We start from the raw sequence: 15,599 nt of genomic DNA on the forward strand, positions 1-15,599 counted from the left end.
GATGGCAGCCATGGACGGTGACGGCGGGCAGCAGGCGTGGAGCGCGCACCGGCGCGAGGTGCTCGCCGCCCAGGAGGACGCCCTGCGCCGTACCCGCCAGGAGGAGCACGAGCGCGCCACCGCGAAGCTCCGCGCCGCGATCGGCCGCTGGCAGGAGGCGGGCATCGCCCCGCTCCCGCTGCGCGCCCAGCCGCACACCGGCTCCGGCAGCGTGCGCACCTCCCTGCACGGCTGGTACCTCAAGCATGACCGCTCGATCGCCGTGGACACCGAGGGCCGCTTCTACGTCATGCGGGTGGACGGATCGCTGCTGAGCCGCCTCCGCGGCGTCACCCCGGACCCCTCCCCCGCCGCGCTCGTCGTGGGCCGCGGCGCCCGCGACGGCGAGACCTTCGACCTCGACGAGCTGCTCGACATGCGCGGGAAGGACCCGGTGCGACCATGACCGCGCGCCGCTCCGGCACGGACACCCCCACCCAGGCGCTGCCGCTCGGCGAGCGCCTGCGCGGCGGCGTCGAGCGCCACTTCCACGACGGCTTCAGCCGCAGCCGGGTCGACGCGCTGAGCATCGGCCGCGCCGCCGTCGCCGCGGCCACCGCCTACTTCGTCAGCGGCCTCATCTGGGGCCACGCCCACCCGTTCTTCGCCTCGATCGTCGCCTTCATCATCATCGGCTTCAGCACCGAGAAGAAGATGCGCAAGGTCGTCGAGATCTCGTGCGGCGTGATGATGGGCGTCGTGCTCGGCGAGGTCGCCCGGGCGACGATCGGCTCGGGCACCTGGCAGATCGCGGTCGTCGTCTTCGTCGCGGGCATGCTCGCCCGCTTCATCGACCGCTCCGTCGTGCTCGGCTTCCAGATGTCGATCCAGTCGCTGCTGGTCATGATCATGCCGATCACGCCGACCATGTCCCCGGGCGGCCGCGTGCTCGACGCGCTCACCGGCGCCGCCGTCGCGATCGTCATCCACCTGCTGCTCTCGGGCGATCCCCGTCGGGCCCAGCGCCGCGCCGCGCGCTCCTTCTACCGGGAGCTCGAGAACACCCTGGTCTCGCTCTCGCTCGCCGCGCGCTCCGGGGACACCGGCGTCGCGCGGGCCGCCCTGCGCTCCGTGCGCGACACCTCCCAGAAGTACACCGACGAGTGGCGGCTCGCGAACGACGCCGCCAACGAGATGGCCACCTTCTCCCCCACCGGCCTGCGGCACGCCGACGAGATCGGCCGGCTGCGCCACCTGCTCGTCGGCTCGGACCGGGCCATGCGCAACATCCGGGTGATCGCCCGCCACGAGGTCGAGTTCCTCGAGGCGGTCGACGGCGACCCCCACTCCACGCTCGCCGACGCCCTGCTCGCCGCGCAGGACGCCGTCGCGGCGCTGCGCTCCGCCGTCGGCCACCAGGAGGTCGACTTCACCGAGGTGCGCCGCCGGCTGCGCCTGTTCACCGCCTACCTCACGCCCGAGGTGCTGCTGAAGAACGACAAGGGCGTGCGCCCCGGCCGCGCCGGGCACTTCGAGGGCGTGACCCTCGTGGTGCAGCTGCGCGCGCTCGCGATCGACCTGCTGCAGGCCACGGGGCTCGAGGCGAAGGATGCCAAGCGCTTCCTGCCGAGCCTGCTCATCGCCGCCGACGGCGACTCCATCGGCCCGCGGCCGATGACCCGGGAGATGCGCGCCGTCGAGCCGCCCGCGACGACCGAGGCGCTCGAGCTGCTCATCACGGACCGCTCCGACCCGTCCCGTCGGCGCTGATCCCTCGGAGCCCGCGCTCGGGGAGGGACCGTATCCTGGGCCGATGATCGCCTCCGCCCAGCTCTGGATCTTCGCCGTGCTCGCCCTGCTCCTGTTCCTCGTGGAGATCTGGGCGCTCGTGAACGCCCTGCGCTTCCGGGCGGACGCCTACACCGCCGCGGACAAGCGGTCCAAGGTCTTCTGGGGCGTGCTGACGGGGGTCGCGGTGCTGCTCGGCTTCCTGTCCCTGCCCTACCCGATCGGCTCGGGCGGCTCGTCGATGCTGTTCATGATCGGCGGGATCATCATCGCCGGCATCTTCCTCGCGGACGTCCTGCCGGCCCTGCGCCGGGTCATGGGCCGCGCCGCGGGCAACCGCTGGTGAGCGCCTGACGCTCACCCCGCACGAACGGGGAAGGCCCCCGGAGCAGCGCTCCGGGGGCCTTCTGCCGCGAACGGCCCGGCTCAGGCGTGGGTGCCCGCCGAGCGGAGGTTCTCGCAAGCCTCGACGACACGAGCGGCCAGGCCGGCCTCGGCCTTCTTGCCCCAGGCGCGGGGGTCGTAGGCCTTCTTGTTGCCGACCTCGCCGTCGATCTTCAGCACGCCGTCGTAGTTCTCGAACATGTGCGAGACCACGGGGCGGGTGAAGGCGTACTGGGTGTCGGTGTCGATGTTCATCTTGATGACGCCGTTGTCCACGGCCTCCTGGATCTCCGCCAGGGTGGAGCCGGAGCCGCCGTGCATGACGAGGTCGAACGGCTTCTCCTTGCCGTACTCCTTGCCCACCGCGTCCTGGATGTCCTTGAGGATCGACGGGGTCAGCTTGACGTTGCCCGGCTTGTAGACGCCGTGCACGTTGCCGAAGGTGAGGGCCGTGAGGTAGCGGCCCTTCTCGCCGAGGCCGAGGGCCTTGGCGGTCTTCAGGCCGTCCTCCGGGGTGGAGAAGAGCTTGGACTCGTCGACGTCGGCGGAGACGCCGTCCTCCTCGCCGCCCACGACGCCCACCTCGATCTCGAGGATCTTCTTCGAGGCGGCGGTCTTCTCGAGCAGGCGCTCGGCGATCTCGAGGTTCTCGTCGACCGGCACGGCCGAGCCATCCCACATGTGGGACTGGAACAGCGGGTCCAGGCCCTTGTTCACACGGTTCTCGAGGTCCCACTCGAGGAGGGGCTCCACCCAGGTGGGCAGGACCTCCTTGGCGCAGTGGTCGGTGTGCAGGGCCACGTTGATCGGGTAGTTCTTGGCCACGGCGTGCACGAACTCGGCGAGCGCGAGGGAGCCGGCGACACGGTCCTTCACGGTCGAGCCGGAGAGGTACTCGGCGCCGCCGAAGGACACCTGGATGATGCCGTCGGAGCCGGCCTCGGTGAAGCCCTGCAGCGCGGCGATGGCCGTCTGCGAGCTGGAGACGTTGACGGCCGGGTAGGCGAACTTCCCCGCCTTCGCGCGGTCGATCATCTCGGCGTACTGGTCCGGGGTTGCGACTGCCATGAGGCATTCTCCTTCGCTGAAGCGACTGGCGACGACGGTCGGCGCAGAGGGCGCAGCGCACAGTCGTCCTATCGCTCACATTGTCCCATAGGCACCCTGGCACGGACGGTGCGCGTCCGTCCCTGGAGCCGGTTCAGCGCAACGGACCCTCGGGGATCTCCGCGTGCTGCTGCACCCAGGTGTGCATCGCGATCGCGGCGGCCGCGGCGACGTTGATCGAGCGGGTCGAGCCGAACTGCGTGATGCCGACGACGAGATCCGCCGCAGCGAGCAGCTCCGCGCTCAGGCCCGGCCCCTCCTGCCCCACGAGCAGGACCGCGTCCCGCGGGAGCGGCGTGCGCTCGATCGGCATCGCCCCGAGGACGAGGTCGATCGCGACGAGCGGTCTGCCCGCCTCGCGCGCCCAGGCCACGAGGTGCGCCGCATCGGGATGGTGGATCTCGTGCTGGTAGCGGTCGGTGACCATCGCGCCCCGCCGGTTCCAGCGGCGTCGGCCCACGATGTGGAAGGCCTCGAGGGCGAAGGCGTTCGCGGTGCGCACGATCGAGCCGATGTTCGCGTCGTGCTCGAGGTTCTCGATCGCGACGTGCAGGGGGTGGCGGTGCTCGTCGAGCTCCGCGACGATCGCCTCCCGTCGCCAGTAGCGGAAGCGGTCCTCGACGTTGCGCCGGTCGCCGTGGGCGAGCAGCTCGGGGTCGAGGCGGTCGTCCTCCGGCCAGGGCTCCGGATGCGGGCCGAGGCCCACCTCGCGCGGGTCCGGGGTGCTCACGTGCCCTGCTCGTGCTCCTGCTCGCGGACCGCGTCGTCGGGGTCGGGCAGGCCGAGGGTGCGACGCCGGCGTTCGCGCAGCAGGATCCGCACGACCACCACGATCACGGCGATGACGATGACCGCGTAGATGACGTTGGAGAAGACGTCGGTGTACGGCTCGATGATGTGCCAGTTGCTCCCCAGGACGTACCCGAAGGTGAGGAAGATGCCGTTCCAGATCCCGCTGCCCAGCACCGTGAGCAGGCTGAACACCCCGAACGGCATGGCGTACAGGCCCGCCGGGATCGAGATGAGGGAGCGGACGCCCGGCACCATCCGGCCGAAGAAGATCGCCTTGTGCCCGTGGCGGTCCATGAAGGCGACCGTCTTCTCGTAGTCCTCGACGTGCACGAACGGCAGGGCGAGGAAGATCCGGCGCAGCCGCTCGGGCCCGAGCAGCCGGCCCAGCCCGTACAGCACCCAGGCGCCCACGAGGGAGCCCGCGATCGACCACAGCAGCATGACCACGAAGGTGTGCTCCGGGCCGGCGGCGGCGACACCCGCGAGCGGCAGGATCACCTCGGAGGGGATCGGCGGGAAGATGTTCTCGAGGAAGATCAGCAGGAAGACGCCGAGACCTCCCAGTCGGTCCATCGTCGCGACGGCCCAGTCCACGATATTCATGCAGGGATCCTCTCCTCGAGGGTCGATGCTCGCGCGACGGGTCGGCGCCGCGATCCGTCCCCATGGTAGATGGAGCGCCTGAACGCTCCCCCCTCGGGGCCCCTGCCGTCTACCCTGCCCCCATGACCTTCAATCCTGATGCCGAGATCCAGTCCGGCAACACACGCAGCGGCGGCGGGGGCGGCATGCTCCCCCGCGGCGGGGGCGGCGGTCGCATCGCCCTGGGCAGTGGCGGCGGCTGCCTGCTGCTGGTGATCGTCATCGTCTTCACCCTCATGGGCGGGAACCCGATGGACCTGCTGGGCGGCGGGGGCACCCAGACCGAGGCCGCCTCCTCCGGGGAGGGCGACGCGCTCGAGCAGTGCAGCACGGGCGAGGACGCGAACACCGACGACAAGTGCCTCGTGCAGGGCGTCGTCGAGTCCGCGGACTCCCTCTGGGCGCAGCTCGGGCCGGACTCCGGCATCGAGTTCCGCGAGCCGCAGGCGGTCGTCTTCTCCGATCAGGTGCAGACGGGCTGCGGCGCCGCGACCTCGGACGTCGGCCCGTTCTACTGCCCGGCGGACCAGACCATCTACGTCGACGACAGCTTCTTCGGCGACCTCCAGTCCCGCTTCGGGGCCGACGGCGGCCAGTTCGCGAAGATGTACGTGGTCGCCCACGAGTACGGCCACCACATCCAGAACCTCTCCGGGACGATGTCGAAGGTCGATCATCAGGAGACCGGTCCGCAGTCCGGCGGCGTGCGCCTCGAGCTGCAGGCGGACTGCTACGCGGGCGTCTGGGCGACCCACGCCTCGACCACGACCGACGACAACGGCGTGACGATGCTGCAGCCGCTCACGGACCAGGACATCCAGTCGGCCCTCTCCGCTGCCTCCGCCGTGGGCGACGACCACATCCAGGGTGACGTCTCCGGCGGGCAGGTGCAGCCCGAGACCTGGACCCACGGCTCCTCGGAGCAGCGGCAGAACTGGTTCATGACGGGCTACCAGGAGGGGACCGTCGAGGCCTGCGACACCTTCGGCGCTGACTCTGTCTGATCGACGTACTGCGAGGAACGAGCGGTAGGAGATCAGACGGTCGAGCACTGTCTGAGCACAGCGGCCCACCGACGACGGAGGGGCCGACGGGGGTGTCCCCGTCGGCCCCTCCGTCGTGTCGGGGGTGCGTGCGCTCAGATCTCGAGCTCGGAGATGTCGTACGCGGAGAGGTAGCGGTAGCCCGCCTTCTCGACGGCCTCGCGGGAGGCGTCGGCCCGGTGCACGATCACGGCGACCGCGGCGATCTCGGCGCCGGCCTCGGTGAGCGCCTCGCACGCGGTGAGCACGCTGCCGCCCGTGGTGGACGTGTCCTCGACGGCGACCACGCGGCGGCCCGTGACGTCGGGGCCCTCGATGCGGCGCTGGAGGCCGTGGGCCTTCTGCGCCTTGCGCACGACGAAGGCGTCGATCGGCGCGGCATCGGCGTCGGCCGCGGCGGCGTGCATGATCGCGGTCGCCACCGGGTCCGCGCCGAGGGTCAGACCGCCCACGGCCTCGACGCCGGGGACGAGGCCCTCACGGCGCAGCAGGTCCAGCATGATGCGACCCACGAGCGGCGAGGCCTCGTGGTGCAGGGTGATGCGGCGCAGGTCCACGTAGTGGTCCGCCTCCGCACCGGAGGAGAGGGTCACGCGACCGCGCACCACGGCGAGGTCGCGGATCAGCTCGCGGAGGCGCTCGCGATCGGCGGCGAGATCAGGGGCGGGGGCGGCGGAGGCGGCAGGCTCGGACATGCGCCCCAGGGTAGACGGTCCCGGCCGGGCGGTCGGTCCCCGATCAGGGGACGTCGTCGCGCTGCCACGGCGCGTGCAGGTCCCGCTTCGAGGCGCGGCGCCGGGCCTTGCGCACGGCCTTCTGCTGCATGCGGCCGTACCAGTTCGGGGAGGTCAGCGCCCGGACCATGGAGCGCGGGGCGATCCGTGAGACCTCCCCGGCGGTGCGGTACTTCACCGAGGGGATGGACAGCACGGCGCCCTTCGAGGCGTCCTTGAGCGCCTGCTCGACAACGAACGGCGCCTTCAGCCACGTGATGCGCGGCAGGCCGTCCATCCGCATCGACGCGCGCTCGTGGAACTCGGTCTGGACGAACCCCGGCAGCAGCGCGGTCGCCGTGACGCCCGTGCCCTGCAGCTCCATGGCGAGGGACTCGGTGAACACGGTGACCCAGCTCTTGGAGGCCGCGTAGGGACCGGCCGTCGTGTAGCCGGCGAGGGAGCTGACGTTGATGATGGCGCCCTTGCGCCGCTGCACCATCGACCCGGCGGCCGCGTGGGAGAGCACGAGCACCGCCCGCATGAGGGTGTCCATCTGCCGCTCGTGGTCCTCGACGGGGATCTCGAGGAAGCCACCGCGCAGACCGTAGCCGGCATTGTTGACCAGCAGGTCCACGGGCTCCACGGGGTCCGTCAGGCGGATCGCGACCTTGTCGAGGCGGGGGCGGTCGGAGAGGTCGGCGGGCAGGACCTCCACCTGCACGGGATGCACGTCGCGGATCTGCTCGGCGACCGTGTGCAGCCGGTTCTCGTCCCGCGCCACCAGGACGAGGTCGTGCCCGGTCCCGGCCAGCTGCCAGGCGAACTCCAGGCCCAGGCCGGTGGTGGATCCGGTGACGAGTGCGCGCGCCATGTGCTGATCCTAGAGCCGTCCCGCGCCCGCGGGTGACGCGACGGGTCGATCGGGGCCTGCCGGGCGGTCGGGGCGGGCCCGTAGGATCGGCCCATGCGCATCGCGACCTGGAACATCAACTCCCTGCGAGCCCGGATGGATCGGGTGGTGGCCTTCCTGGACCGCCATCAGGTGGACGTGCTCGCCCTGCAGGAGATCAAGGCGAAGCCCGCCCAGCTCGACCTCGCCCCGCTCGAGGCCGCCGGCTACGAGGTCGCGGCGCACGGGCTGAACCAGTGGAACGGCGTCGCCGTCATCTCGCGCGTGGGGCTCACGGACGTCGCCCTGCAGCTGCCCGACGTGCCCACCTGGCCGGAGGACGAGACGGGCGTGGTCGAGGCCCGGGCGCTCGGGGCGACCGTGGGCGCCGGCGCGGAGGGCGGCGGTCTGCGGATCTGGTCGCTGTACGTCCCCAACGGCCGCGAGCTCGACCACCCCCACTACCCGTACAAGCTGCGCTGGCTCGACGCCCTGCGCGCCGAGGGTGCGCGCGAGCTCGCCGCGGATCCGCGCTCCCGCACCGTGCTCGTGGGGGACTTCAACGTGGCCCCGCAGGACGACGACGTCTGGGACATGGCGTTCTTCGAGGGGAAGACCCATGTCACCGAGCCCGAGCGGGCCGCCTTCCGCGCGGTCGTCGACGCGGGCTATGCCGACGTGGTGCGTCCCGAGCACCCGGGCCCGGGCACCTTCACCTATTGGGACTACCAGGCGCTGCGCTTCCCCAAGAAGGAGGGCATGCGGATCGACTTCGTGCTCGCCTCGCCGGCGGCGCAGGAGGCCGTGACGGGCTCCTTCATCGACCGTGAGGAGCGCAAGGGCAAGGGCGCCTCCGACCACGCGCCGGTGGTCGTCGACCTCGACCTCTGAGCGGGGCACCCTCGGGGCATCGACGTCGCGGGCGTCAGCGCCCCGAGGCATGACCGGGGCCTGACAGGACGGAGCGGCGGTCCGCTGTGCGGCCGCCGCTCCTCGACGTTCCGGCACCGGGATCAGGCGTGAAAACCGTCTGGCTGCGGTGGCGCTGTCGACGCCTCACAGCCGGTCCGCTTGCGGGGACCAGTCGCACGTGGGTTCCGGTGCCGATATTCGTCGTTGTCCACGTCACACTACGCCCGGCCCGCCGGGGGCGCAAGCACTCCCGTGGACGGGGGACGAGGGGCCCGCCGGGGAGGCGCGGCGGCACGGTTCCTCCCCATCGCGCCGCCGTCCACAGCGACGCCCACCGGGCCCCATCGCGGCGCACCACCGCCCACGATGTCGCCATGACCAGCGACTCCGCTCTCCTCACCGCCAGCACCGACCACGGCCACGGCGCCGTCGACCCGCGCCGCGCCGCGCGCTTCCCGCGCCCCGGCACCGGCGGTGCCCGGATCCGCTGGCGCGGAGCGGACCCCCACCTCCGCGACCTCGTGCGAGACCATGCGACCGCCGTCGGCTCCCCGCTCCTCGAGGACGACTCCGCGGCCGCCGCCTGCGAGGTCCTCGACCCCGCCGCGCTGCTCGCCGGGCCCCCGCGCGCCGATCGTCCGCTCCCGCTGCTGGTCGTCGCCGACGCCGTCGACGAGTCCGCCGTGCCCTCCGCGGTGTGGGAGGCGGCGCTCGCCGCCGGGGCCCGCGCCGTCCTCGCCCTCCCCGCCCGGTCCGATCGCCTCCTCGCCGAGCTCGCCGCCCTCAGCAGGCCCGACGACGCCGCGCTCGTCGTGGGCGTCGCCGGGGGCTGCGGCGGCGCCGGTGCCTCGAGCCTCGCCGCCCGTCTCGCCGGGGCCGCCGGCCGCTCCCGGAGCTCCGGCGGCGCCGGGCCCGAGGGGGACGTGACGCTGGTGGACGCCGATCCGCTGGGCGGGGGCCTCGACCTGCTCGTCGAGGCGCCGCCCACGGAGAGCGCGGGATGGCGGGAGGCGGCCGCCCTCGGCGTCGAGGACGGCGAGGCGCTGCGCGAGTCCCTGCCCCGGGTGGACGGTGTCCGGCTGCTCACGAGCGGGTCCGACGGCGCCGGCGCGAGCGCCCCCGCGCTCGCAGGCGTCCTCGCCGCGCTGCGACCCCGGGGCGGGACCGTCGTCGTCGATCTCGGCGCGGACCTCGTGCCCGCCGCCGCTCGGCAGCTGGACCGGCTCCTGGTGCTCGTCCCCGCGAGCGACCACGCCGTCCGCGCCGCCGCCCGGCGCCTGGACCGGTGGGACCTGCCGCCCGGCCTCGCCGCGCTCGTGGTCCGCCGCCGCGGGCCCTTGACCCCCGGCGAGGTCGCCGCCGACCTCGGCCTGCCCCTCGCGGCCGATTTCCGCGACTCCCCGCGCGGCGCCGTCCCCCTGCTCGACGTGCGCCGCCGCGGCGCCGACCGCGTCTGCCAGGAGCTCCTGGAGGACCTCCGGGACGGCGGCGCGCGATGACCGCCGCGGCCGCGAGCGCCGACCTCCTGGACCGGGTCCGCGCGGATCTGGTCCAGGCGCCCGGGCCGGTGGACGTGCCCCGGATCGCCCGGGTGCTCGCGGAGGCCGGCGTCGTCGTGGGCGCGGCGACCATGCTCGAGCTCACCGAGACCGTGCGCGACCACGTCGAGGGGCTCGGCCCGCTCCAGGGGCTCGCCGCGGAGGGTGTCACCGACCTCCTCGTGAACGAGGACGGCTCCGTCTGGCGCGACGACGCGGAGGGGCTGCGGCGGACGGCGGTGCACCTGACCGCCGCGGAGGCCCGTGACCTCGCGGTGCGCCTCGCGACGGCCGGCGGTCACCGGCTGGACGACGCCGTGCCCTGGGCCGATGCCCATCTGCCCTCCGGCATCCGCTTCCACGCCGTCCTGCCGCCGCTCTCCCCCGGCGGCGCGATCATCTCCCTGCGCCTGCCCGGCCGTCGCCGCTGGGACCTCGACGCGCTCGCGGCCCACGGGGCCTTCTCCCCCGCCGTGCAGGAGGTGCTGCTCGCGATCGTCCGCGCCCGTGTGCCCTTCCTCGTCACGGGCGGCACGGGGACGGGCAAGTCGACCCTGCTCGCGGCGCTGCTGCAGGCTGCGCTCCCCGACGAGCGGATCGTCGTCGTCGAGGACGTCCTCGAGCTCGAGATCGCCCACCCGCACGTGGTGCACCTGCAGTCCCGGCACGCCAACACCGAGGGCGCCGGCGGGGTCGACCTCACGGCCCTCGTGCGCCAGAGCCTGCGGATGCGACCGGACCGCATCGTGCTCGGCGAGTGCCGCGGCGGTGAGATCCGGGAGCTGCTGCAGGCCCTCAACACCGGGCACGAGGGCGGCTGCGGCACCGTCCACGCGAACACCGCGGCCGACGTCCCCGCGCGGCTCGAGGCGCTCGGCGCCCTCGGCGGGCTCGACCGCCATGCTCTCGCCGCCCAGGTCGCGAGCGCCCTCGAGGTCGTCGTCCACCTCGGGAGGCGGGACGGTGTGCGGCGTCTCGAGGAGATCGCCGTGCTCGGGAGGGACGACCAGGGGGTGCTCGTCGCCCGCACCGCGCTGCGCACCGCGGGCGAGCGGATCCTCGAGGGACCGGGCGCGGAGGCCCTCGCCGCCCGCCTCGCCCCGGCTCCGGCTCCTGCTCCGGCCGGCACCGTGGGGAGGCGGGAGCCGTGATCGTCGTCGGCCTCATGATCGCGGCGATGGCGCTGCTCGCCTGGCTGCTGCCCGCGCCCTCCCCCGTCGCCCGCGAGGCGGCGGCACCGTCCGCCCCGCGCCCCGCCCGCGCCGGGACGCTCGATCTCGCCCGTCTCGTGGAGCGGCTGGCGACGGTGCTCGCGACCGGGGCGAGCCTCCGAGGCGCCTGGGCGGCCGTCGCCCGGAGCCTCCCGCCCGGTGACCTGGCCGATCTCGCCCGGGCGGCCGCCGCGGGCGCCGACCCCCGCCGCAGCGCGCCGGGCGCCCTGCGCGGCTCCGCCCCGGTCGCCTCCCTCGGGGCGGCGCTCGCCGTCTGCGAGCGCACCGGCGCACCGACGGCGGCCGTGCTGCGCTCCCTCGCGGAGGCGCTGCGGGACCTCCACGACGCGGCCTCCTCCCGACGCACGGCCTTCGCGGGCCCCCGCTCCACGGCGCGCATCCTCCTCGTCCTGCCGCTCGCCGGGCTGGGCCTCGGCATGCTGCTGGGCGGGGACCCGCTGCGACTGCTCGCGACGACCACCGCGGGGCGCGTCCTGCTGGTCCTCGGGGTGCTGCTCACCGCCGCCGGCTGGTGGTGGATGCGTCGCCTGCTGCAGCGCGCGGACCCGGCGCGGAGCACCGGGGTGGACCCCTCCGTGCTGCTCGAGCTCGTCGCGGGCGCCCTCGGGGCGGGCCTCCCGCTCGCGCAGTCCTGCGCCGCCGTCGCGGAGGCGCTCACCGAGTCCCCCGAGCGGCAGGCCCTCTCCCGCCTCGCGACCGCCCTGCGCGCCGGGATCCCCGTCGACCTCGCCGCGCGCACCCTGCCCCCGGCCCTCGCCCCGCTCGGTGAGTCCGCCGCGCTCGCCGAGGCGTCCGGCGCGGATCTCGCCCCGGTGCTCCGCTCCGCCGCTCGCGATGCCCGCCGCGGCCAGGCACGGGCGGCGGAGGAGCGCGCGGCCCGGCTCGGCGTCACGCTCGTCGTCCCCACGGGGGTGACGCTGCTGCCGGCCTTCGTCGTGCTCGGCATCGTCCCCACCGTCATGTCGCTGCTCGGCGGCACCGTCGGACTGAGCGGCGGGGCGCTGTGAGCCCGCACCGCTCCCCCACGACCACCGGGACACCCCGGTGGGCGGGCCCTTCCCGGGCCCGCCCGGCGCCGGCACCCGCCGGCGTCACCCCGACGGCCTCCGCCGTCACCGAGAAGAAGGAGGACACCATGTCCCTCACCCTGGAGCGCCTGCGCTCCCGACTGGACCGCGCCCTGCGGGACGAGACCGGCGCCTCGACCGCCGAGTACGCCATCACCGTGCTCGCCGCCTGCGGCTTCGCCGCCGTGCTGGTGGCCCTGCTGGCATCTGGCGAGGTCCGCGAGCTGCTCATGGGCATCATCACCTCGGCCCTGTCCAAGGGGTCCTGATGCCACGGCGGCCCTGGTCCTCCCGCCTGCGGGAGGACCAGGGATCCGCCACCGCGGAGACGGCGATCGTGCTGCCCGTGGTGGTCGCGATGGTCGCCGTGCTGCTCGCCGCGGGCCTCGGCATCGGGGCCCAGGTGCGCCTGGAGAGCGCGGCCCGCGGCGCCGCCCGCGAGCTCGCGCGCGGCGAGGACCCGGGCACCGCCGCCGAGGTCGCGCAGCGCCTGGGCGGCGAGGGCACCACGGTGAGCATCGGCGGGGACGGCAGCTGGGTGCGGGTCGAGGCGCGGCGCACCTATCGCGCGGACGCCCCGCTGCTCGGCGGCGCCCGCTGGGAGCTGCGCGCCGATGCGCAGGCCCACCTCGAGCCGCAGCTGCTCGAAGGCGGCGCGGGAGCGGGAGGCGGCGGAACAGGCGAGGACGGAGCGGGCGGAGGTCGGCCATGAGCACCGGCGCCGCCGGGGTGCTCGCCTGGACCGGGGCGATGACGACCGCGGTCGCCGGCCTCACACTGCTGGGCGCGGGGCTGCTCGCCCAGTCCCGGGCGGAGACCGCCGCGGACCTCGCCTCCCTCGCCGGGGCGGACTCCCTCGCCGCGGCGAGCGGCGACCCGTGCGCGGTCGCCGGTGAGGCCGCCGCCCGCAACGAGGCGCGTCTCGTCTCCTGCGAGGTGCAGGGCTGGGACGTGCTGGTCCGGGTCGAGGTCGACGCCGCACCGCTCGGCGCGATGGGGGCCCGCTCCCGGGCGGGCCCCGGCCCTGCGGAGCTGCCGTGAGCGCGGCGGCCTCAGGGGTGCAGGAGGGCCAGCAGCTCCTCGGCGCGCGGCTTGCTGAGCGGCTCGTTGCCGTTGCCGCACTTCGGGGAGACCACGCACGCGGGGCACCCGTTCTCGCAGGGGCACTCGGCGATCATGTCCGCCGTGGACCGCAGCCAGGCCGCGGCGTCGTCGGCCCCGCGCTCGGCGAAGCCCGCACCGCCCGGTGCGCCGTCGTACACGAAGATCGTCGGCTCACCGGTGTCCTCGTGATGCGCGGCGGAGACCCCGCCGATGTCCCAGCGGTCGCAGGTCGCGAGCAGCGGGAGCATCGAGATCGCGGCGTGCTCCGCGGCGTGCAGCGCCCCCGGCAGCTCCTCGTCGGGGATGCCGGCGGCGTCGGTGCGGGCCTTCGGCACGACCCACCACACGGCCTTCGTGGTGAGGGTGCGGGCGGGCAGGTCCAGGGGATGCTGGGCGAGCACCGCCTGCGTGAACACGTCCCGCACCTGGTAGCCGGTGACCTGGTCCGTGACGTCGACCGTGCCGAAGCACAGCCGCACGCCGTCGGCCCACTCGACCTCGCGGTCCGCCTGCCGGATCCGGATCGTCGACTGGGACTGCGGATGCGTCGAGTGCAGGGGGTCCTCGCGGTGCACCATGGCGACCGCCTGGTCCACGTCGAGGTGGTCCACCACGTAGGAGCGGCCCTGGTGGAGGTAGACGGCGCCGTCGTGGACCTGGGTGTGGGCGCTCGCGGCGTCCACCGTGCCCAGCAGCGCGCCGCTGCCCGCCTCGACGATCCGCACCGGCTCCCCGCCGCTGCCGCGCAGGTCGGTGAGGTCATGGGCCGATTCGCTGAGCGTCCAGTACCAGCCGGTGGGGCGGCGGCGCAGCACGCCGCGCGCGGCGAGGGTCGTCAGCAGCTCCCGCGCCGTGGGCCCGAAGATCCCCTCCTCGCCGTCCTTGATCGCGAGCTCCGAGGCCGCCGCGCACAGGTGCGGGGTCATCACGTACGGGTTCGAGGGGTCGAACACCGCCGCCTCGACCTCCGCCCCGAACACCGTCTCGGGATGGTGGACGACGTAGGTGTCCAGCGGGTCCTCCCGCGCGATGAACAGGGCGAGCGCCCCGGGCCCCGTCTGCTTCCGCCCCGCGCGGCCCATCTGCTGCCACAGGGAGGCGCGGGTGCCGGGCCAGCCGGCGATCATCACCGCGTCGAGACCCGCGATGTCGATGCCGAGCTCGAGCGCGTTCGTCGAGGCGAGCGCGCGCAGCTCCCCGGAGCGGAGGTCGTCCTCGAGGGCGCGGCGCTCGGAGGCGAGGTAGCCGCCGCGATATGCCTTCACCCGCCCGGCGAGATCCGCGAGCGCGCCGGATCCGTGCTGCTCCGCCTGCTGCTCGAGCAGCCGCCGGGCACCGCTCGCGACGAGCTCCGCGCCCCGGCGCGACCGGGCGAAGACGAGGCTCTGGACGTCCGCCGCGACGAGGTCCGCGAGCAGCGCCCCGGCCTCGGAGGTCGCGGAGCGCCGCAGCGGCTCCTCGCTGCGGCGGGGCCCCGGGGAATCGGGGGCAGCGGGGGGTCCTGCACCGTCCTCGAGCGGGCGACCGTCGATCGCCGCCTCGCGCGTGCCCGGCTCCCACAGCCCCACGGTGAGCCCGGCCCGCGGGGAGCCGTCCTCGGTCACCGCGACGACGTCCTCCCCCACGAGCCGGGACGCGGAGAGCTCCGGGTTCGCGGTCGTCGCCGAGGCGAGCACGAAGGTGGGCTCGGCCCGGTAGGCGGCGGCGATGCGCCGCAGCCGCCGCATCACGAGGGACACGTGGCTGCCGAACACGCCCCGGTAGCTGTGGCACTCGTCGATCACGACGTAGCGCAGGGCGCGGAAGAAGGAGGCCCACTGCTCATGCCCCGGCAGGATCCCGAAGTGCAGCATGTCCGGGTTCGTGAGCACCACCGAGCCGTGCCGGCGGATCCACCGTCGCTGCTCGGTCGGGGTGTCGCCGTCGTACACGGCGACCCGGGCGTCGCGGATCCCGGCGCCGTCCGCCATCGCGGTGATGTTCGTGAGCTGGTCCGCGGCGAGCGCCTTGGTGGGGGCGAGGTAGAGGGCGGTGGCCCGCGGCGCGGAGTGGTCGAGCTCGCGCGCGCCCACGGCGCTCAGCACGGGCAGCAGGTAGGCCAGCGACTTCCCGGAGGCGGTCGCCGTGGAGAGCACCACGTGCCTCCCCTCGTGGGCGAGCGTCGCCGCCTGCTCCTGATGGGTCCACGGCGCGGTGATGCCGCGCGCGGCCAGATGCTCCACGAGCCGCGGGTCCGTCCACTCCGGGAACGTTCCGCGCCTCCCCTCCCGCTCGGGGAGGTGCTCGACATGGGTGAGGCAGCCGCGACGGGTCAGCGGCAGGGAGAGGTCGCGGAGGAGATCGTCCGCCTGCCCTGCACGCATGCTCCTCCTCACAGGATCTTCGCGGGATCCCCCGATGTCCGGA

The 15,599-nt window shown here is 74.3% G+C and carries 17 protein-coding genes; 11 read left to right on the forward strand and 6 right to left on the reverse strand.

The annotated features are described in order from the left end of the window. Position 1 precedes the first annotated feature (1 nt). Genes ACYVAP_RS02170 through ACYVAP_RS02180 form a run of 3 tightly spaced genes read left to right on the forward strand, consistent with a single transcriptional unit; the run spans position 2 to position 2,113 of the window. Positions 2-445: a hypothetical protein gene (locus ACYVAP_RS02170; protein ID WP_498859330.1), complete on the forward strand. Its 444-nt coding sequence runs from the start codon at positions 2-4 to the stop codon at positions 443-445. After that, entirely contained in the window at positions 442-1,749 is a 1,308-nt protein-coding gene (locus ACYVAP_RS02175) for an FUSC family protein (RefSeq protein WP_498859331.1), read from the forward strand. Before ACYVAP_RS02170 ends, ACYVAP_RS02175 begins: the two co-directional genes overlap by 4 nt. A gap of 43 nt (positions 1,750-1,792) precedes the next feature. Continuing rightward, the gene (locus ACYVAP_RS02180) at positions 1,793-2,113 is read left to right on the forward strand and encodes a DUF2516 family protein (protein WP_137769908.1); all 321 of its coding nucleotides are present in this window, start codon (positions 1,793-1,795) and stop codon (positions 2,111-2,113) included. 80 nt (positions 2,114-2,193) lie between these two features. Here the strand turns inward: ACYVAP_RS02180 and fbaA are convergent, their stop codons facing one another. The 3 genes from fbaA to ACYVAP_RS02195 all read right to left on the reverse strand — a co-directional run bounded on the left by fbaA (position 2,194) and on the right by ACYVAP_RS02195 (position 4,653). Continuing rightward, positions 2,194-3,219 (reverse strand): class II fructose-bisphosphate aldolase, encoded by a 1,026-nt coding sequence (gene fbaA, locus ACYVAP_RS02185; RefSeq protein ID WP_137769907.1) that lies wholly within the window; start codon positions 3,217-3,219, stop codon positions 2,194-2,196. A gap of 133 nt (positions 3,220-3,352) precedes the next feature. After that, entirely contained in the window at positions 3,353-3,988 is a 636-nt protein-coding gene (locus ACYVAP_RS02190; protein WP_498859332.1) for an RNA methyltransferase, read from the reverse strand. After that, a complete protein-coding gene (locus ACYVAP_RS02195) occupies positions 3,985-4,653 on the reverse strand; it encodes a DedA family protein (RefSeq protein WP_498859333.1) in 669 nt (222 codons plus the stop codon). The genes ACYVAP_RS02190 and ACYVAP_RS02195 overlap by 4 nt, the downstream gene beginning before the upstream one ends. Before the next feature lie 122 nt (positions 4,654-4,775). On the opposite strand from ACYVAP_RS02195, the gene ypfJ reads away from it, so the two are divergent. Continuing rightward, positions 4,776-5,696 carry a neutral zinc metallopeptidase gene (ypfJ, locus tag ACYVAP_RS02200; RefSeq protein ID WP_498859334.1) on the forward strand — a complete coding sequence of 307 codons (921 nt, stop codon included), beginning with the start codon at positions 4,776-4,778 and terminating at the stop codon, positions 5,694-5,696. A gap of 134 nt (positions 5,697-5,830) precedes the next feature. On the opposite strand, the gene pyrE is transcribed toward ypfJ, so the two are convergent. After that, on the reverse strand, positions 5,831-6,430 hold the full coding sequence (gene pyrE / locus ACYVAP_RS02205) for an orotate phosphoribosyltransferase (protein ID WP_498859335.1): 600 nt from the start codon (positions 6,428-6,430) through the stop codon (positions 5,831-5,833). A 43-nt stretch (positions 6,431-6,473) separates the two neighbouring features. After that, a complete protein-coding gene (locus ACYVAP_RS02210) occupies positions 6,474-7,322 on the reverse strand; it encodes an SDR family NAD(P)-dependent oxidoreductase (protein WP_137769902.1) in 849 nt (282 codons plus the stop codon). 93 nt (positions 7,323-7,415) lie between these two features. On the opposite strand from ACYVAP_RS02210, the gene ACYVAP_RS02215 reads away from it, so the two are divergent. The 7 genes from ACYVAP_RS02215 to ACYVAP_RS02245 all read left to right on the forward strand — a co-directional run bounded on the left by ACYVAP_RS02215 (position 7,416) and on the right by ACYVAP_RS02245 (position 13,130). Beyond that, the gene (locus tag ACYVAP_RS02215; RefSeq protein ID WP_498859336.1) at positions 7,416-8,231 is read left to right on the forward strand and encodes an exodeoxyribonuclease III; all 816 of its coding nucleotides are present in this window, start codon (positions 7,416-7,418) and stop codon (positions 8,229-8,231) included. A gap of 395 nt (positions 8,232-8,626) precedes the next feature. After that, positions 8,627-9,751: a CpaE-like family protein gene (locus tag ACYVAP_RS02220; RefSeq protein ID WP_498859337.1), complete on the forward strand. Its 1,125-nt coding sequence runs from the start codon at positions 8,627-8,629 to the stop codon at positions 9,749-9,751. Further along, complete coding sequence (locus ACYVAP_RS02225) at positions 9,748-10,941, forward strand: P-loop NTPase family protein (protein WP_498859338.1); 1,194 nt, start codon at positions 9,748-9,750, stop codon at positions 10,939-10,941. The genes ACYVAP_RS02220 and ACYVAP_RS02225 overlap by 4 nt, the downstream gene beginning before the upstream one ends. Beyond that, positions 10,938-12,029: a type II secretion system F family protein gene (locus ACYVAP_RS02230; protein WP_498859339.1), complete on the forward strand. Its 1,092-nt coding sequence runs from the start codon at positions 10,938-10,940 to the stop codon at positions 12,027-12,029. Before ACYVAP_RS02225 ends, ACYVAP_RS02230 begins: the two co-directional genes overlap by 4 nt. Positions 12,030-12,157: 128 nt before the next feature. Further along, on the forward strand, positions 12,158-12,358 hold the full coding sequence (locus ACYVAP_RS02235) for a DUF4244 domain-containing protein (RefSeq protein ID WP_137769899.1): 201 nt from the start codon (positions 12,158-12,160) through the stop codon (positions 12,356-12,358). Further along, positions 12,358-12,801 (forward strand): TadE family type IV pilus minor pilin, encoded by a 444-nt coding sequence (locus ACYVAP_RS02240; RefSeq protein WP_498859340.1) that lies wholly within the window; start codon positions 12,358-12,360, stop codon positions 12,799-12,801. The genes ACYVAP_RS02235 and ACYVAP_RS02240 overlap by 1 nt, the downstream gene beginning before the upstream one ends. After that, entirely contained in the window at positions 12,798-13,130 is a 333-nt protein-coding gene (locus ACYVAP_RS02245; protein WP_498859341.1) for an Rv3654c family TadE-like protein, read from the forward strand. The genes ACYVAP_RS02240 and ACYVAP_RS02245 overlap by 4 nt, the downstream gene beginning before the upstream one ends. 11 nt (positions 13,131-13,141) lie before the next feature. On the opposite strand, the gene ACYVAP_RS02250 is transcribed toward ACYVAP_RS02245, so the two are convergent. After that, complete coding sequence (locus ACYVAP_RS02250) at positions 13,142-15,556, reverse strand: DEAD/DEAH box helicase (RefSeq protein ID WP_498859342.1); 2,415 nt, start codon at positions 15,554-15,556, stop codon at positions 13,142-13,144. Between the last annotated feature and the right edge of the window lie 43 nt (positions 15,557-15,599).

Source organism: Brachybacterium horti, from assembly GCF_054777615.1.

What these genes read in the sequence shown, in the direction of transcription:
- ACYVAP_RS02245 (WP_498859341.1), top strand. Translation starts at nt 12,798, where the DNA reads ATGAGCACCGGCGCCGCCGGGGTGCTCGCCTGGACCGGGGCGATGACG.
- ACYVAP_RS02170 (WP_498859330.1), top strand. Translation starts at nt 2, where the DNA reads ATGGCAGCCATGGACGGTGACGGCGGGCAGCAGGCGTGGAGCGCGCAC.
- ACYVAP_RS02215 (WP_498859336.1), top strand. Translation starts at nt 7,416, where the DNA reads ATGCGCATCGCGACCTGGAACATCAACTCCCTGCGAGCCCGGATGGAT.
- ACYVAP_RS02250 (WP_498859342.1), bottom strand. Translation starts at nt 15,556, where the DNA reads ATGCGTGCAGGGCAGGCGGACGATCTCCTCCGCGACCTCTCCCTGCCG.
- pyrE (WP_498859335.1), bottom strand. Translation starts at nt 6,430, where the DNA reads ATGTCCGAGCCTGCCGCCTCCGCCGCCCCCGCCCCTGATCTCGCCGCC.
- ypfJ (WP_498859334.1), top strand. Translation starts at nt 4,776, where the DNA reads ATGACCTTCAATCCTGATGCCGAGATCCAGTCCGGCAACACACGCAGC.
- ACYVAP_RS02195 (WP_498859333.1), bottom strand. Translation starts at nt 4,653, where the DNA reads ATGAATATCGTGGACTGGGCCGTCGCGACGATGGACCGACTGGGAGGT.
- fbaA (WP_137769907.1), bottom strand. Translation starts at nt 3,219, where the DNA reads ATGGCAGTCGCAACCCCGGACCAGTACGCCGAGATGATCGACCGCGCG.
- ACYVAP_RS02180 (WP_137769908.1), top strand. Translation starts at nt 1,793, where the DNA reads ATGATCGCCTCCGCCCAGCTCTGGATCTTCGCCGTGCTCGCCCTGCTC.
- ACYVAP_RS02210 (WP_137769902.1), bottom strand. Translation starts at nt 7,322, where the DNA reads ATGGCGCGCGCACTCGTCACCGGATCCACCACCGGCCTGGGCCTGGAG.
- ACYVAP_RS02220 (WP_498859337.1), top strand. Translation starts at nt 8,627, where the DNA reads ATGACCAGCGACTCCGCTCTCCTCACCGCCAGCACCGACCACGGCCAC.
- ACYVAP_RS02235 (WP_137769899.1), top strand. Translation starts at nt 12,158, where the DNA reads ATGTCCCTCACCCTGGAGCGCCTGCGCTCCCGACTGGACCGCGCCCTG.
- ACYVAP_RS02225 (WP_498859338.1), top strand. Translation starts at nt 9,748, where the DNA reads ATGACCGCCGCGGCCGCGAGCGCCGACCTCCTGGACCGGGTCCGCGCG.
- ACYVAP_RS02175 (WP_498859331.1), top strand. Translation starts at nt 442, where the DNA reads ATGACCGCGCGCCGCTCCGGCACGGACACCCCCACCCAGGCGCTGCCG.
- ACYVAP_RS02240 (WP_498859340.1), top strand. Translation starts at nt 12,358, where the DNA reads ATGCCACGGCGGCCCTGGTCCTCCCGCCTGCGGGAGGACCAGGGATCC.